General features: G+C 68.5%; 14 protein-coding genes and 1 pseudogene. 2 read left to right on the top strand and 13 right to left on the bottom strand.

Annotated features, from left to right (window positions below; genetic code table 11):
- The 11 genes and pseudogenes from WU80_RS12495 to eccCa all read right to left on the bottom strand — a co-directional run.
- Positions 1-423, bottom strand: a pseudogene (locus WU80_RS12495) (hypothetical protein); the annotation flags it as partial.
- A gap of 2 nt (positions 424-425) precedes the next feature.
- Positions 426-755, bottom strand: coding sequence for a type VII secretion target (locus WU80_RS12490; RefSeq protein WP_055403418.1), 330 nt, complete (start codon positions 753-755; stop codon positions 426-428).
- Positions 756-863: 108 nt separating this feature from the next.
- On the bottom strand, positions 864-1,661 hold the full coding sequence (locus WU80_RS12485; RefSeq protein WP_231633818.1) for a hypothetical protein: 798 nt from the start codon (positions 1,659-1,661) through the stop codon (positions 864-866).
- Between the two features lie 29 nt (positions 1,662-1,690).
- Entirely contained in the window at positions 1,691-4,039 is a 2,349-nt protein-coding gene (locus tag WU80_RS12480; protein WP_231633817.1) for a hypothetical protein, read from the bottom strand.
- Between the two features lie 111 nt (positions 4,040-4,150).
- On the bottom strand, positions 4,151-5,488 hold the full coding sequence (gene glmM, locus WU80_RS12475) for a phosphoglucosamine mutase (protein WP_055403416.1): 1,338 nt from the start codon (positions 5,486-5,488) through the stop codon (positions 4,151-4,153).
- A gap of 149 nt (positions 5,489-5,637) precedes the next feature.
- Positions 5,638-6,075, bottom strand: a complete 438-nt coding sequence (gene rpsI, locus WU80_RS12470; RefSeq protein ID WP_156349558.1) for a 30S ribosomal protein S9 — start codon at positions 6,073-6,075, stop codon at positions 5,638-5,640.
- Between the two features lie 56 nt (positions 6,076-6,131).
- Positions 6,132-6,575 (bottom strand): 50S ribosomal protein L13, encoded by a 444-nt coding sequence (gene rplM / locus WU80_RS12465; RefSeq protein ID WP_007172542.1) that lies wholly within the window; start codon positions 6,573-6,575, stop codon positions 6,132-6,134.
- Positions 6,576-6,795: 220 nt separating this feature from the next.
- Entirely contained in the window at positions 6,796-7,092 is a 297-nt protein-coding gene (locus WU80_RS12460; protein ID WP_055403414.1) for a WXG100 family type VII secretion target, read from the bottom strand.
- A gap of 15 nt (positions 7,093-7,107) precedes the next feature.
- Entirely contained in the window at positions 7,108-7,425 is a 318-nt protein-coding gene (locus tag WU80_RS12455) for a WXG100 family type VII secretion target (RefSeq protein WP_055403413.1), read from the bottom strand.
- Positions 7,426-7,474: 49 nt separating this feature from the next.
- Positions 7,475-8,689: a type VII secretion-associated protein gene (locus WU80_RS12450; RefSeq protein WP_055403412.1), complete on the bottom strand. Its 1,215-nt coding sequence runs from the start codon at positions 8,687-8,689 to the stop codon at positions 7,475-7,477.
- Positions 8,686-12,363 carry a type VII secretion protein EccCa gene (gene eccCa, locus WU80_RS12445; protein ID WP_055403411.1) on the bottom strand — a complete coding sequence of 1,226 codons (3,678 nt, stop codon included), beginning with the start codon at positions 12,361-12,363 and terminating at the stop codon, positions 8,686-8,688. The genes WU80_RS12450 and eccCa overlap by 4 nt, the downstream gene beginning before the upstream one ends.
- A 126-nt stretch (positions 12,364-12,489) precedes the next feature.
- Here eccCa and eccD point away from each other — a divergent pair, with 126 nt between their 5' ends.
- Positions 12,490-13,860: a type VII secretion integral membrane protein EccD gene (gene eccD / locus WU80_RS12440; RefSeq protein ID WP_055403410.1), complete on the top strand. Its 1,371-nt coding sequence runs from the start codon at positions 12,490-12,492 to the stop codon at positions 13,858-13,860.
- Positions 13,857-15,143: a type VII secretion-associated serine protease mycosin gene (gene mycP / locus WU80_RS12435; protein ID WP_055403409.1), complete on the top strand. Its 1,287-nt coding sequence runs from the start codon at positions 13,857-13,859 to the stop codon at positions 15,141-15,143. Before eccD ends, mycP begins: the two co-directional genes overlap by 4 nt.
- A gap of 107 nt (positions 15,144-15,250) precedes the next feature.
- Here mycP and WU80_RS12430 read toward each other — a convergent pair whose 3' ends face one another.
- Positions 15,251-15,862 (bottom strand): hypothetical protein, encoded by a 612-nt coding sequence (locus WU80_RS12430; RefSeq protein ID WP_156349557.1) that lies wholly within the window; start codon positions 15,860-15,862, stop codon positions 15,251-15,253.
- 268 nt (positions 15,863-16,130) lie between these two features.
- The gene (locus tag WU80_RS25835) at positions 16,131-16,427 is read right to left on the bottom strand and encodes a hypothetical protein (RefSeq protein ID WP_156349556.1); all 297 of its coding nucleotides are present in this window, start codon (positions 16,425-16,427) and stop codon (positions 16,131-16,133) included.
- Positions 16,428-16,437 lie beyond the last annotated feature (10 nt).

The raw sequence follows: 16,437 nt of genomic DNA, 5'->3' as shown, positions 1-16,437 counted from the left end.
CGCGACCTTCGAGTCGACCAGGTACCACAGGTTGTCGCGCAGCGATTCGCACCGTTGCGCCGCCGCGCGCAGTTCGGTGGCCACCACGCCGGCGGTGTCGCAGTGGTGCTCCACGAATTGCACCGCGGCATCCCCGGCCGGCCCCGTCCACGCCGCGGCCAACTCGGCCACCTGCGCCCGCTGCATGCGCAGCGCTTCGGAGACCGCGTCGGCCGCCGCGCGCAGTTCCGCGCAGTCCCGGTCGAGGGCGCGCAGGTCGAGGCCGTCTTCGGTGTCGTACCAGTCGCGGATCTGCGAGGGCTGCGCCGTAAGGTCGGGATGTTGATAGCCCAGGGCGTGGCACGCCCGCACGTAAGTCTGAGTGTGCTCGACGGCGGGCAGCCCCTCGGCGAGGCGCCCGGCGACGTCCAACCGGTCGGCCACGGTCAGGCGATCCGCGCCGCGGCGTACAGCTCGGCGTCGGCGTAGCGGTCGGCGCTGGCCCGCAGCGCGGCGGCGATCTCGACGGACGCCCGCGACCACTGCTCGACCTGGGCGGTCAGCCGCTCCAGCTCGGCGCGCAACGCGTCGCCGCGGGCGGCGTGGGCGCGCCCGGCGCCGGCCCCGCCGAACGAAAGCCGGCCCAACTGATCGCTCAACGCGCGGTCGAGAATGTCCGCGGCGGCGCGGAATTGGCCGGCGATGCGGTGCGTGGCCGCGACGTCGATCTCGGTGCGGGCCACGGTGACGGGCCGTGTTCCCCTGTCGAATCTCATGCCTAATCCGACGCCCGGGGACGCGTCCGGGTTCCTCGCAGATTCGGCGCGGCCGGTGTGGCACATCCAAGAACAGTGAAACCCGTTGCGGGCGAACGCTATTGGTAGCTAGGATGCTGGGCTTGGTGCCGGCCAGCCCGGGGCCGGTGGCTGGGTGGGAAAGTTCGAGCGTGGATACTCACCGCCGCGAACGAGATCGGGGTGTGGGGGCGCTTTGGCGCGGCAGGCGTCGGTGTCCCGGGCGAGATCAGGCCATTCCGCCGCGAGCCCGTATTCGGCGAAGTACCCACCCTGATGACCGGTGATCCTCCAGCCGCCGAACACGTCGGCCGACGGCGCGCGCGCCGGTCCCTGTTGGGCGGGCAGTTGCGGGCCGGTGGTGGCGGGAGCCGTCATCGTGATTCGCATCGGCTCGATCCCCGAATCGGGGGGAGGCTGGCCGATGTTCGGGGTGTACCCGTGACCCCGCGCTTGCGCGGTGCCGAACATATATTCACAGACCACCACCGTCACGTCACGGCCAGAGGTCGCGATCGACAGGATGTGGTCGTATTCGGTTCCTACCCAGGGATTTTCGGTCCTGCGGTCGGTCTTCGGCCACAGGAACCGGGTGCCCGTCGGGTTGTCGATCGGCTTGTCGGCGTCTACCGCCTGCTTGAATCCCGGGTACAGGAATTTGTCCTCACCGGTGATGGAGGCCAGCAAGTAGGACTCGGCGTAGGCCCGAACCGCAACGGCGGGCCAGGTGGTGACGGCGATATCGGGTTCCGCGCTCCACACCACGCTGAAATCGTTAAGTGTCGGCGGCCACCCCGCAGGCGTCGTGGAGGTGGGCGACGCCGACTGGCCGGAGTGACTGCCTGAAGCGCAGCCGACCAGCGAAACCGTGATGGTCGACAGCGTCATCAAAAAGCGTCTTGCGCGCCGAATGTAAGTCATTTCTTCCCCGGGGGTTCCGGTACGCCGATGACGTTGTTGTAGCGGTCGACCATGTACTGGTCCGGCGACATCTTCTCATTCGGCGGCAGGTTCAGCGACTGGGACAACACCGGGCCAAGGACATTGTTGTACTGGCCGGCGGTGAGATCGGGATGTTTGGCTTGCATCTCGTCCAGGGTCGCGATTCGCCCATTGGGGTGATCGTGGTCGTAGACAACATATTCGGGTGGCAGTCCCGAGATGTGCTGGTTTGCGCCGAGCAACGCATCGAGCATGTGTTCGTCGGCGTTTCCGATGTCCATGGGCTGGATCGGCGTCTGGCCCGGTGCGGTGGGCGCCGGCCCCAACATGTCGTTTTCGAGGTTATGCCCAAGCATGCCAATCGCGGGCCCGCTGACTTTGCCCACCCCCGGGACCCAACCACCGACCGTGCTGGCGGCCTGGACGCCGTCTTCGTAGGCCAGCTTCTTCGAGTCGTATTCCGAAAGCTGTTGGTGGTAACCGTTTTGTTCGTTCGCTTCGTAGGCATTGTGGGTTCCCACGTCGACCAGTCCTCGCAACGTGGCGGCGTCGTAGAGCTGGTCGCTGTAACCGTCGTGATTCGGGTTCAACGCGAATGACGAGTCGTGCAGCAACGCCTGGGTGTACGCATTCTTGTTGAAGTCCCGCGCGGCGGTGGGGTCGCTGTCGATCACCGAGAATATGCCCTTGGCGAGAGGCAGTGCGCCGGAATGGACGTCGCCGTTGGTGTCGAGCGGTCTGCCGAATTCCGGCAGCCCGCCCGATGTTCCGGCGATGTTGTTGACGTACGGGTCGAGGCCGTGGCCCATCGCTTGGACAAGGTCGGGGTTCACTTGCCCCAAGGTGTGGTTGCCCGGGAGATGGAGCAAGTCCGTGGACGCGTGGTGGCCGACGTAATCGGCGTAGGCGCGGGCGGTTTCACCGGCGATCTTGGCTTCCGGTCCCTGCGCGGCGTCGCCGGTCCAGGAGAACAGCGAACCGACCGCCTGCCCGTTGTCCTTCCACGCGTGATGGGTGAGGTTCCGCAGGAACTTGTCGTGATCGCCGCCGGTCATGGTGTCGTGGACGACCTGGTGATCCGGCGACATCGCGGACAGCACGTTGGACACCGCGGGGTCCATGGCGGGATCGCGCTCGACGTTTTGGCCCTGGCTCGCCGGGTCGTGCTGCCACAGCGGGGTGTCCATCATGGCCCCCGCCTTGCGGATCATCGCCCGATCCAGATCGGTGTTCGTCTGGAACGATTTGTCGCCGTCCTTGACGATGTTGGCGATGTCGTTGGTTTGGCGCATGTATTCCAGGCCGGACGAATTCAGTGCCTGCTGAACACTTTCGGGCAGCTGCGCCGCGCCGCCCTTCACCGTGTCGGTGCCCTGCTTCGCACCGACCTGCAGCGGCGTCTTGGGAAACGTGAGGTTGGGATTGCTCATCAGCTGCCACGAGTTGCCGATCATGCCCTTCTCGTCGCCGAGCCGTTGTTCGGCGGTCTTGAGGGCATCGATCGACATGCCGTGTTCTTGAGCTTGCAGCTGGCTCAACACCGACGCCTGCTCGGCGGTCAACGGCACCTTCCCCGCCCGCTGATCGGGCGTGATCGAGTTGAGCACCCCGTTCACGCGGGCGGCGGCGCCCTTGTCGCCGCCCAGCGCGCCCTTGACGTCTTGCTCGGCTTGCTCGGGTGTCTCGGCCTCGTGACCGTCGACACCCAGGACACGGCCCGGGTCGTACCCGTCGTTGGCCAGATTGGTCTGGGCCTGGTGCAGCGAGTTCGAATAGTTGTCGCGGATGGCGTGCAGCTGGTCGAGCGCATCTTTGGTGTCCTCGACCGCGTCGGCTTTCGCGTCCTTGATCAAGGTTTCGAGTGCCTGGCGATCTTGCGCACTCAGGTCGGAATGCCGAAGCTCCTCCTTGGCCGCGCCGATGATTCTGTCGAGAACCTGCAGCCGGCCATCCAGGGTGGCGATGTCTGCGGCACCGGCCTTCTGCGCCTCGGCCAACGCGGCGGCGATGTTTTCCAAATCCGCGCCGATCTTGGGCAACTGCTCGGACTGCGCTCCCAGCGCCTGGGCCGTGCGTTGCACTTCAGCGGAGCCGTTGATCGGGTGATCCCCATTTTGGTGATTCCAGGCGGCGTCGAAGCGCTTGCGGGCCTGCTCAAAGGCATGATCGGACTCGGCAGTGGAACGCCCCGCCGCGTGAAAGGCGTTGGCCAGGTTGGAGATCTGTGCGGGCTGCCCCGCTTGCAGAGTCTGGTTCACTGCCCACGGATCACCGCCGGCCCCGGCCACCAGCTCACCGACACTCAGGTTAGCCAGCTGAACCAACCCGAAGCTCCTCCCCGCCCGACGCTCGCCGCCACCCGCCATCGAACGTCATCACACTACTGCCGCACGCTATCCCGTCAATTCAGTGTGGTGCGACGGCCGGGTTCCGATTCAGCGCGCGGAGCTGACCGCCTCGGCGACCCGGTTCGCGACGCGCTGGGCGACGTCGGCCTCGGGGGCTTCCACCATGACCCGGATGACGGGCTCGGTTCCAGACGGGCGCAACAGGATTCGGCCGGTGTCGCCGAGTTCGGCCTCGGCGTCGCCGACCGCGGTGCGCACCGAGGGCGCGGCGGCGGCGGTGTCCTTGTCGGTGACGCGGACGTTGATCAGCACCTGGGGCAACGTCTGCATCGGCGCGGCGAGCTCGGTCAGCGACGAGCCGGTCTGCACCATGCGGTTCATCAGCCGCAGCCCGGTGACGATGCCGTCGCCGGTGGAGCCCAGCGCGGGCATCACGATGTGGCCCGACTGCTCGCCGCCCAGGCTGTACTCGCCGGCCCGCAGTTCCTCGAGCACGTAGCGGTCGCCGACGCCGGTGGTGCGCACGGTAATGCCCGCGGCGCGCATGGCCAGGTGCAGCCCGAGGTTGCTCATCACGGTGGCCACCAGCGTGTCCGAGGCCAGCTCGCCGGCCTCGCGCATCGCCAGCGCCAGCACGACCATGATGGCGTCGCCGTCGACGAGCTCGCCGTTGGCGTCGATGGCCAGGCAGCGGTCGGCGTCGCCGTCGTGGGCCAGGCCGAGGTCGGCGCGGTGGGCGATGACCGCGGCGCGCAGCGAGTCCAGGTGGGTGGAGCCGCAGTTGTCGTTGATGTTCAGCCCGTTGGGGTCGGCGTTGATCGCGATCACCCGCGCACCGGCCGCCCGGTAGGCGCGCGGCGCCACCGACGAGGCCGCGCCGTGCGCGCAGTCGACCACCACGGTCAGGCCGTCGAGGCGCAGCGTGCTGGCCTTGCTCAGGTGCCGCAGGTAGCGGTCGTCGGCGTCCTCGGCGTCGATGACGCGGCCGATCCCGGCGCCGACGGGGCGCGCCCCGGCTTCCGCGGTGACCAGCGCCTCGATCCGGTCCTCGGTGTCGTCGTCGAGCTTGCGGCCGCCGGGGCCGAAGATCTTGATGCCGTTGTCGGGCATCGGGTTGTGCGACGCCGAGATCATCACGCCGAAGTCGGCGTCATAGGCGCCGGTCAGGTAGGCCACCGCCGGGGTGGGGAGCACCCCGACGCGCAGCGCGTCAACGCCCTGGCTGGTCAGCCCGGCGATCACCGCGGCCTCCAGCATCTCGCCGCTGGCCCGGGGGTCGCGCCCGATCACGGCGACGCGCCGGCCCGGTCCGCCCGCGCTGGCCAGGTGCCGCGCGGCGGCGGCGCCCAGCTCGAGCGCCAACTCGGCGGTCAACTCCCGGTTGGCGACCCCGCGGACACCGTCGGTGCCGAATAGTCGACCCATGCGGAAAAACCTCTCACAGTTGGCGGCCGTTCACCTAACGTGCCCGTTCTTTTCTGACCGAAACGGGGCGCGTTTGGGCGCAGACACGCCGATGCAAGCGCGGAACGACCCAGTTTGAGGCCCCGTTGCGGCCAGAAAGTGATGGTTGATCAGCGCTTGCTGTACTGAGGCGCCTTGCGGGCCTTCTTCAGGCCGTACTTCTTGCGCTCGGTGGCACGCGGGTCACGGGTGAGGAAGCCGGCCTTCTTCAGCGCCGGACGGTCCTCGGGCTGCGCCAGGATCAGCGCCCGGGCGATGCCCAGGCGCAGCGCCCCGGCCTGGCCCGACGGGCCGCCGCCGTGCAGCAGGGCGAAGATGTCGAAGCTCTCCACCCGGTCCACCGTGACCAGCGGGGCCTTGATGAGCTGCTGGTGCACCTTGTTGGGGAAGTAGTCCTCCAGGCTGCGGCCGTTCAGGTCGAACTTGCCGGTGCCGGGCACCAGGCGCACCCGCACGACGGCCTCCTTGCGGCGGCCGACGGTCTGAATGGGCCGGTCGAAGACGAACGGCTCCGGGGCGGGCGCGGGCGCGGCGGCCTCGGCCGGCACGTCCGGGGTTTCGGTGGCCGTGGGGTCGGGGGTTTCCAAGGCCTCGGTCGTTTCGGTCACTGGGCCACCTGCTTGATCTCGTACGGAACCGGCTTCTGAGCGGCGTGGGGGTGCTCCGGGCCGGCGTAGACGTGGAGTTTGCGCTGGATCTGACGGCTGAGCTTGTTCTTGGGCAGCATGCCGACGATCGCCTTCTCGACGACGCGGTCGGGGTGCTTTTCCATCAGCTCGCCGGTGGTGCGCGAGTGCAGGCCGCCGGGATACCCCGAGTGGCGGTAAGCCAGCTTGCTCTGCAGTTTGTCGCCGGACAGGGCGACCTTGTCGGCGTTGATGACGATGACGAAGTCACCGCCGTCGACGTTGGGGGCGAACGTCGGCTTGTGCTTGCCGCGCAGCAGGGTGGCTGCCGCGACGGCAAGGCGGCCAAGCACCACGTCCGTGGCGTCGATGACGTACCACGACCGCGTGGTGTCACCCGCCTTTGGCGCGTAGGTGGGCACAGCGCTTACCTTTTCTTTCTCGAGGTGGATCCCGGGTCGAGCCGGGTGCCGGTCAGGCGGTTGCGGTGGGGCTGGTCTCGGCGACCGACGTTGACCCGAGGCCCCGGCGTACCGCACGCCAACCGAGCAGCTTACCGATGCGCGTCCCCGCAGGTCAAAACGACTGCGTGGTCCCAGCGGCTCTCCCCCGCCGGGACCACACAGACGACTATGGGCGCGGCTACCGTCCCCAGACGCCGGCCGCCCGCCGATCGGCGTCGGCCACCTCGTCCGCGCCGTCGCGCACCGCGTTGCCGAGATCGACCAGTATTTCGTTGAGCGCCGTCGCCGCCTGGTGCCACTTCTGCTGTTCAACCTGGTAGGCGGCCGCCGCCTCGCGTGTCCAGAGCTGCTGCAACGGGGCGATCTGCGACCTCAGTTCGTCCAGCGCCGCATTGAAGCGAGCCGACGTGCTGTGGATCTCCTGGCGCACCGAGAACTCGATTTCGCCGAAGTCATAGGAAAGCACCGATTCCACGGATCATCCTTCCGATCACAGGTCTCCGCCGGCGGCGGCGATATGGGTTGCGTGGGCGTGGCCGGCCTCCTGCAGGGTGATCGCGTTGTGCCGAATGGTCTCGCCGATCGAGTGCAGGACGTGATAGAGCCGCGTCGACTCCGCGTTCCAGCGATCCACCACCTCTTTGAACCGCGCGGCCGCGACCCCACCCCAGACCGACGGCGGCACCGCGCCCATGCGGCCGATGAACCCTTGCAGCATGGCCCGGATCTCCTCGTTGCGGGCGTCCGTCGTGGCCGCGACCGACCGCATCAGGTCGAAATCGGTGCTCAGGGAGTTCGGTGCAGTCATACCAAGTTCGACCTGGGCGCCGTTGATTTGGTTCCACCCGATTTTCGGTTCATTCGATCGCATGCGCGGACCGCACCGCCAGCTCGCAGGGGCCACGCACGGCCTCTTCCTTGCCGGACCGGCTCTGGCACCCAAGGCTGATCCGCACCGACCCGTCGAGCAGCACCGTCCACCGCACGTCATGGGCGGCGCGGACTTCGCGGTACGTCACCGCCGGCCTGCCGACGCTTGTCGCGGAGGGGTTGAAGTCGACGAACACCCCGGCCGGCTCCGCGTCGATCGCGCGTTTCAACCGCTCGGCGGTGGTGTTCAGCGTGTCGCCTGCGACCGGCGACTGCGTGACGTGCAACGCCACCTCGGGATCGGATGGCGAGGTGACCTGCACCCGGGCCGACCCCGGCCCGGCCACCACCCGCTGCGTGGACCAGCCCGCGGGCACCGTCACCGCCACCCGGCCTTCCACCAAAAAGGTGGTGGGCGGGGCTTCCACCGCCGGCGGGGCGACCGTGCCGTGCCGGTCCGGGCTGATCAGGGCGGGGGCCACCACCAGCGCCACGGTGGCCGCGCCGACGGCGCTGAGTGTGCGCGCGCCGAATCGCACACGATGGCCACCCGGCCGGCGCAGCTCGTCGAGCTCGGAACCCGCCAGCCGGGCCAGCCGGGCGTCGTCGATTTCCACCACCGTCCGCCCGTTGCCGCGCACCGCTTCGGCGACGGACTTGCCCAGGGTCGACGCCCCAGCGACCGTGCCGGGGGCGTCGATCAACACGACGGCGGCGGTGGTGCTCACGATGGCGGTCACCACCTCGTCGGCGACGGGATGTGGTTCCGGCCTGCGCGGTACCGCAACGATGTCGGGCCCACCGATCACCACCATCCGGTCGGCGATCTCCACCACGATCGCCGCCTTTGCGTCGGCGCCCGCGGCCCGCGCCAACAACCCCGAACGGGGCCTCGCCAGCACGTCGCCGAAAGCGGTCTTCGCCGCCCCGCTTACCACTCCCACGCGCGACGCCGACCACCAAGACGGATGCACCACGACCACGCCCCCGCCGCGCGGGCAGGCCACGGACCGCAGCGCGTCAGCCCACAGGGAAGCAACGTCGACCGGGCGATCGCCCACCAATGCCACCCGATCGTCTATCGCGCGCAGCGCCGCCTCGACGATCTCGGAATTTCCGTATTGAGTGACGATGCTTGTCCCGCAACATAATCGGCGGATCGTGCCCGGACCGGTTTCGATGATGGTGCGATGCGCACTCACGGCGCGCTCCAGGCCACCTGGACGAGTTGCTCGTCGCCCGATCGGGTGAGTAGAACACCGCGGCCGGCCGGCAACCGCGCCGCGCGACGGGAGCCGAACGGCCCGTCCTCGCGTGGGCAGCCGTTCATCATCAGGGTCGTGCAGCCGAGGTCACGCATCCCCGCCAGCAGAGGCTCGAAAAGCGCGCGCTCCGCGCCGCCGCTGCGCCGTGCTATGACCAGATGTAAACCCAAATCCTGTGCGTAAGGCAAGAATTCGGCGATCGGCGCAAGCGGGTTTCCGCCCGAGCCGGCCACCAGCTCGTAGTCGTCGACGACGAGGAAGATTTCCGGCCCCGAACGCCAACCCCCGGCTCGCAACTGCGCCGGGCTCGCATTGGCAGGCGGCATTCGCCGCCGCAACAAATCAAGAAGATCCGGCAGCAATCCGGACAACGCGCCTGCCGACATGGCATAGCCGCCGAGGCGCTCCGGCGCGACGACGCCGAGCAGCGAACGCCGGAAATCGACGATCGCGAGGTGGGCCTGCGCGCTGGTCTTCGTCCGGACGATCTCGCGGCATAGTGTCCGCAGCGTCGCCGTCTTGCCACATTCCTTGTCGCCGAGCACGAGAAGATGTGCGTGTTGGTCGAACTCGCACGTCACCTGTGCCAGTCGACGCTCCTCGACGCCCAGCAGGACGCGGTCACCCGCCCGCTCCACAACGGTGTCGCGCTCGACCAATCTGGGCAGCACCGCTATTGGCGGCGCCACCGATTCGGCGGGAGGGATCTCGGCCAGGGGCAAGGCGATCATCATGTGCGACCCGTCGCTGCAAAGCCCGCGGCCCGGCTTGTCCCGGGGCACGTGTTGCGCCGCTTTGCGGTCGAGTTCGGAATCGGCTGGATCCCCCAGCCGCAGCTCGATGCGCGTGCCGATCTGGTCCCGCAATGCCGGCCTGATCTCGGCCCATCGCGTTGCCGACAACACTACGTGCACCCCGAACGAAAGGCCCTGTGTGGCAACGGCCGTGATCGAGGCTTTCAGCTCATCGAATTCCTCGCCTAGTCGCGCCCAGCCGTCGATTACCAGGAAGACGTCCCCGAACGCATCGCCGTGCGGCGCCTTGCGCCGCGCGCGGAGCGTACGGTACTCGGCGATCGACGTGATCCCGTGATCGCTGAAGATGTTCTCGCGCAGCTGGATTAGCGACTCGCATTCGGCAACCATCCGCGCGACGAGTCGCGGCTCGGCCCTTCCTGCAACCGCGCCGACATGCGGGACGGCCCGGGTCGATGTCAGCGACCCACCGCCGAAGTCCATGCAGTAGAACTGCACCTGCCCCGGATCGTGAGTGGCCGCCAAGGCCGTAATGAGTGTGCGCAGCGCCATCGACTTTCCCGACTGGGGCGCCCCGATGACCGCGACATTGCCGGCTGCCCCACGCAGATCGACCATCAGCGGCGTCCGTAGCTGCTCGAAGGGAAGGTCGATGATGCCGACGGGAACCGTCAGGGCATCCGGCGCGGGCGCAGCGTCGAGAAGCAGCGTGTGCAGGCTGGGTGCCCGGTCCAGCGGGGGCAGCCACACCCGGTGCGCGGGCGGCCCGTGTCCGCAGAGCAGGTCCAGGACGGCTCGCAGGGTCGTCGGTTCGGACGGCGCACTGGTGCCGCCGGGGCGGGTGATCGCTCCGACAGTCCAAGACTCGAACCGCCGTACGGCGGGATTGCCCACGGAAACAACGGCCGGCGCGCGCGACGGTGCCGGGCCGGAAACGTATGCCGCGGAGAAGCGGATCAAGTCTCCGCCGCTTGTCCGCAGATAACCCGCTCCGGGGGTGTTCGGTAATTCGTGCGCGTCGAGCGTTCCCAGCACCGCCCGTGATTCGTTGGCCGACAGTGTCTTCAAGCAGATCCGATAGGAGAGATGGGCGTCAAGACCGCGCAGCCTGCCCTCGTCGAGTCGTTGGCTGGCCAGCAACAGGTGCATGCCCAACGACCGGCCAAGCCGCCCGATCGCCATGAACATGTCGGCGAAGTCCGGGTGTTGGCTGAGCAGCTCGGAGAACTCGTCGACGATGATGAACAGCGTGGGCAGGGCGGGCGATGTGGCGCCCGCCGGGCGCCCACGTCCGTACGCCGCGGCGCTGACGCAGCCCGCCGCGCGCAGCAGCTGTTGTCGGCGATTCATTTCACCTGCCAGGGCGTCGCGCATGCGGGCCACCAGCGGTGCCTCGTCGGCGAGATTCGTGATGACGGCGGCGACATGCGGAGCGGACGCGAAATCGAGAAAGGTCGCGCCGCCTTTGAAGTCGATGAGCAGCAGATTGAGCACCGCGGGAGAGTTGCGTGCCATCATGCCGAGCGCGATCGTCCGCAAGAGTTCCGACTTGCCCGAACCGGTAGCCCCGACGCAGAGCCCATGCGGGCCCATGCCGTTTTCCGCGGCCTCCTTGATGTCCAGTTCCACCGGTGTTCCGTCCGCGCTGACCCCGATCGGGATGCGGAGCCGATCGCGGCTGCGCCACAACGGGATCGGGTCGAATAATGTCATGTCGCCGATTCCCACCAGGGCCGCCCAATCGGTGGCGGCGCGGCGGGAGGCGGCGTCGGCCCGGTACATCGCCAATCGGCGCGCGCATACCAGTGCCTCCAACGTGCTCATCCGGTCGGGGTGCGGCACCGTTTGGGTTTCGCCGGAGCGGCTGATCGTCACCGGCGCGTCGTCGCGGCCGCCGCCGAGTTGGACGACGGTAGCGCCCGTGATCTTGTCGATGGTCTCGTCGACCTCGGCGATCACCACCGTGTGCTCGCAGCGGATTTCGCCGACCGCCGCTCGTGCCTCGGCCACACTCCGATACATCAGCCGCGCCTGACCCGCTTCGTCGGCCGCGATCGGATGTTGGTTGTGCGGCAACCATTTGAGCCACTCCCAGTGCCTATGGCCCCGGTCCGGGATCGCGGCGACGATCCGCAATTGATCGGGCGGGTGCAGAACGGCGAGTTGGCAGATCATCGCGCGTAGCAGCCCCCGCGTCGCGGACGTGTCGCCTTCGAGCCTGACGCACGGGCTTTCCCGCAGGGCGGCCGTGATGGGCGCGATGACCGTCGAATGCGCACGCATGAACCGGTCCAAAGCGGCGGCGGTGACCGGGTCGGCAGGCTCCGCCGTCGGCGGGGCTACCAACCGGGTGGCCAGCGGCTGGGCCCCGACGCCGATTCGGACGCGGCAGAAATCGGCGTCGGTCGCCCGCCGCTCCCACATCCGGGGTCCCCCGATCAACGTCCACAGGGTGTCGGGGTCCGGGTGAGCCCACGTCAGCGAGTAGCACTGTGCCGCAGCCGTTTCGGTGGCCGTGACGCGCAGCCGACTGAGGTATCCGAGGTAACGGAGGCGATCGGCGTCGATGCCGCCGCCCCGTTGGCGGGCGCGCGCTGAGACCGCGGTCATCACCGTCGAGGCCAGCATCATGATCGGGAAGGCCAGGAAAATCGGCGTGCGGCTGCCGCCCGACCCCAACGCCAACGTCGCCGCCACGACGCCGCATCCCGCGACGGCCAGCACGGCCGGCAGCAAGCGGAATAGCAAGCCGGCCGTAGCCGGCGACGGCGGCTCCGGCGGCGCCTCGACGACGAGATCGCCGGTCGCCACCGTCGGTGGCTGCCGCCGCGCTGCGGGCACGAAACTCTGGGTCATCTCGTCCCTCCCGTTGGGCGACGGTAGGTAGCACCGACATGCACGGCAAGTCGGTTGTGGACAGCCGTAGACCGGGCGACGGAAACCTGGCTACGTTCGGGCAATCCGACCGAAGGGGTTTCGTCGTTGCCTGCAACCGATTCAGGGCTCCGCCGCGTATCGATCCATGCCGGCAGCGCCGCCGCCGACCTGGTCCTGCCGGCCGAGATACCCCTCGCCGTCCTCACCCCTACCATCGTCGACATCTTGGAGGTAAGCCATGCCCACAACCGTCTGACCGCGAAGCGCTACCACCTGTCGCTCCCCGGCTCCTCCCCCCTGGATCCGTCGAAGTCGCTGGCGCAGAGCGGTATCGGGGACGGCACCGTGCTGCTGCTGAGCCAGCCGCCGGCCGAGCCACCCGCCCCTCGTCACCACGACACCGCGGAGGCCATGGCCGAGGCGCTGGCAGCGGCTTCAGAACCGTCCGGATTCCCCGCCCGCCTCGCCGGGGCGGTGGCGGCGGGCTGTGTGATCGCTGTCGGTGCGCTGGCGCTGGCACGAAATGCCCTGGTGGCCAACGCGCCGCGCACCGCCGTGGGGGTGCTGGCATGCGCGGGTCTGGTCGCGCTGCTGTCGGCGGTGGTTGCCCACCGGGCGTATCGCGACGCGGTTGCGGGGCTGACGCTTGGCGCGATGGCCGCCGCGTTCGCCGCGGTGGCCGGCTTGCTCGTGGTGCCGGGGCCGCCGGGCATCTGCAATGTGCTGCTGGCCGCGACGGCGGCGGCCGCCACCTGTGTCGTGGCTATGCGCGTATCGGGCTGCGGCGCGGTCACATTGACCGCCGTGTCATGCGCGGCGACGGTCGTCGCCGTCGCCGCGTTGGTGGGGGTGGTGACCGCCGCACCGCCGCACGCCATCGGCGCCGCAGCCGGGCTGGCATCGCTCGGCATGGTCGCGGCGGCGGCGCGGGTGTCGATCGTGTTGGCGGGGCTGTCAACTCGGCTGCTCTGGACACCGGCCATGGACGAAACGGATGCGGATGAGTGGCGCCTGCGGGAACGGGCGCGGCGTGCCGACGCCTGGTTGTCGAGCCTGCTTGCCGGGTTTTCCTCTGCGGCGGCGGTCGGCGCCATCGTCACCGTGCTGGCCGGTGCCCCGCGCCTGTCGTGCATGGCGTTCGGCGGCATCACCGGCGCCCTGTTGCTGCTGCGCGCGCGTTGCGCTGACGGCGGCCGGATGGTGACGTTCATCGCCGCCGGGATCGCCGTCGTGGGAGTCACTTTCGGTGTCACCGCTTTCGGCGCGCCGGGGCAGGGGCCGTGGGTCGCCGTGGCCACGGCGATGCTGGCCGGCGCGGCGATGTATCTCGGCTTCGTCGCACCGGCAGTGACGCCTCCGCTCCTGGTGCGCCGAGCCATCGATGCGCTGGAGTGGCTTTCGCTCGTCGCGTTGGTGCCCCTGACATGCTGGCTCTGCGGACTTTACGGCGTCGCGCGGGGACTGAATCTCAGGTGAGGGCGTCCGGCGTCGCGCGCCTGCTGGCGGTATCGACGTTGGTTTGGGCGCCGTTGGCCGGACCCGCTCCGGCGCAAGCGGTTTCGCCGCCGCAGGTGGATGACAAATGGCTGCCGAATCCCGCGCGCCCCGCACCACCGTGGCCGACGGTGCAACGCGAGGTTTGTGCGACGATGACGACGGGATCCGCACCGAATCGGCTGGCCGGCCTGCCCGACCTGTCGCGGGTCCTGCAGCTGAGCCGCGGCGCCGGGCAACGGGTGGCCGTCATCGACACCGGTGTGTCGCGGCACCGCCTGCTGCCGGACGTGGTGGCGGGCGGAGACTTTGTCTCCAACGGCGACGGCACCCAGGATTGCGACGCGCACGGCACGCTGGTGGCGGGAATCGTTGCCGCGAAACCGGATTCCGGCGTCAGCGGAATGGCGCCCGAAGCGACTTTGATCAGCATTCGTCAATCCAGCGCTAAGTTCTCCCCGGCGACCGATCGATCCCGCGGGGGCGTTGGCGACGTCGACACCATGGCGAAAGCCGTCCGCACCGCCGCCGATCTCGGGGCTTCGGTGATCAACATCTCCTCGGTTGCTTGCGTTCCGGTCGCATCGGCGCTGGATGACCGCGCGCTGGGCGCCGCCCTGGCCTACGCCGTCGACATCAAGAACGCCGTCGTCGTGGCCGCCGCGGGCAACACCGGCGGGGCCGCGCAGTGCCCCCCTCAGCGCCCGGATGCCACCTGGGAGACCGTCACGGTCGCGGTCAGTCCGGCCTGGTACGACGACTACGTGCTGACCGTCGGTTCCGTGAGTCCCGAAGGGTCGCCGTCGGCATTCACCCTTGCCGGCCCGTGGGTCGATGTCGCGGCCCCCGGCGAGGCAGTCACCCCGCTCGGTTCGGAACCGGTGTCCGGCACCAGTTTTGCCGCCCCGGTGGTCAGTGGGCTGGCAGCGTTGATTCGGGCCCGCTTCCCCACGTTGACCGCGCGGCAGGTGATGCAGCGCATCGAATCGACGGCGCATCACCCGGCCGCCGGGTGGGACCCGGTCGTCGGCAGCGGCACGATCGACGCGTTGGCGGCGGTCAGCACGGATGTTGGCCCGTCCCCGCCCACCTCGGCACCGGCGCCCGCGCCGATCACCACGCGGCCACCGGCCGCGCCCCAGGACACGCGGCCGCGGAACACGGCTTTGCGCGGCGCCGCAATCTGCCTTGCCGCGTTGGCGATCGCGCTGGTCGCCGGCGTGGCGGGGGGCCGACGACGGGGTACCGGGAGTCGGTCAGGTTGAACGGGTCGATGGTTGCGCCTCGCGTCAGGCAGTGATCTTCGTAACTGAACCAAGGCCCCGTTAGGACCCCTAGCGCTCGGTTTCGGCACTAGGTAACCGGCACGTCATCAACGTCCCTGCGTCAAGCCTTCCCGAGCTTCCGCTTCGGTCATACCCATTACCGCGAAGTGGAGGATGGAAGTCAGGGTCTTGAACTCGGTCGCTTCTACGACCGAATTGATCGTGCCCGCCCGAACGGTCGAGCGCGGCCTATCGCACTCGATGCAGAGAACCCCGAAGGCTTCACCGTGGTCGTGCAGTTGCAGTTTGATGCCGGTCATTGCGCGAGTTTGCATTCGAAGGCCGCGGGCGTCTACGTCGGTGAAGCCATACGACCGGACCTGTGTTTCTTCCCAGTCAGCACGGCTAGCGGGCATGGTCACAACCGTCGGGGTACCTACTCCGCGCCACAATCGGCCGATGAAACCCTGTGTGTCGGGATATGAGTCCCGGCCGACCCGCGCGTAGTCGACGTTCGGTGATACCCGCCCAACAAGATAAAGGGAATTATCCCGGTGCCGGTAGACCGACAAGCGGGTGTCGTTCGAGTAGATGTTCACCGAAGTGGCAAGTTCGCGCAGAAGAATGTTGACGATGTCGATTAAGCGAACGGTGTGCGCGGTGACGCGGTTGCTAAGGTCCTCGACTTGCCGAATCAGATGGGTGTTCTGAATGGTCAATTGGGTGAGCGTAGGGCGATGCCTGGTCCGTTCATAAGCGATGGACGCAACCGCGATTGCTAGGCCCACCAGTAGCAGAGTCAAGACGATCGGGCGGACCCAAAGCCACGATGCGCCTATCCCGGCCATCCCGAGGACACCGGCGCTCAGCGCCGTGAGCACGTCCGAGGTGCATTCGCGCAACCACATACGGCATCGCTGCCGCCGGGTCAAAGGACTCTGGCTCGACGACGCCATTATGCAGACAGGTACTGACCCAGCGCTTCGACTAGGCGAGCGTCAATTCCCGCTGCCGCTCTCGCCAATGTGAACTGTGTGGAGAACCACGGAGAACCTCGATGATCGCCGCAGCTGCAGCGGCAGCATCCGCATCCGCATCCACAACGTCGTCGCTGACCATCACCAGATTGATCAAAACGCTGTCACCGTCACCGATTTCAACCCGCAACTGTGACACCCCATACCGTTCCTTCTCGAATCCTTCGAGGCAGGCGCGCATCTCGGCCAATGCGTCCTCGCGGCTCTGTCCCTCTACCCCGAAGTGCGCACTTGACTGAACACCCATAGCGTCCGCC

Origin of the sequence: Mycobacterium sp. UM_11 (genome assembly GCF_001414075.1) — a bacterium.
In the GTDB taxonomy this organism is placed as follows: domain Bacteria; phylum Actinomycetota; class Actinomycetes; order Mycobacteriales; family Mycobacteriaceae; genus Mycobacterium.
The sequence above is the reverse complement of the archived record's forward strand: the minus strand, read 5'-3'. Positions and strand labels throughout refer to the sequence as shown.

Excerpts from the sequence above, each read along its gene's own strand:
- WU80_RS12490 (WP_055403418.1), bottom strand. The coding sequence starts at position 755 with ATGAGATTCGACAGGGGAACACGGCCCGTCACCGTGGCCCGCACCGAG.
- WU80_RS12485 (WP_231633818.1), bottom strand. The coding sequence starts at position 1,661 with ATGACGCTGTCGACCATCACGGTTTCGCTGGTCGGCTGCGCTTCAGGC.
- glmM (WP_055403416.1), bottom strand. The coding sequence starts at position 5,488 with ATGGGTCGACTATTCGGCACCGACGGTGTCCGCGGGGTCGCCAACCGG.
- WU80_RS12455 (WP_055403413.1), bottom strand. The coding sequence starts at position 7,425 with ATGACTGCACCGAACTCCCTGAGCACCGATTTCGACCTGATGCGGTCG.
- eccCa (WP_055403411.1), bottom strand. The coding sequence starts at position 12,363 with ATGACCCAGAGTTTCGTGCCCGCAGCGCGGCGGCAGCCACCGACGGTG.
- WU80_RS25835 (WP_156349556.1), bottom strand. The coding sequence starts at position 16,427 with ATGGGTGTTCAGTCAAGTGCGCACTTCGGGGTAGAGGGACAGAGCCGC.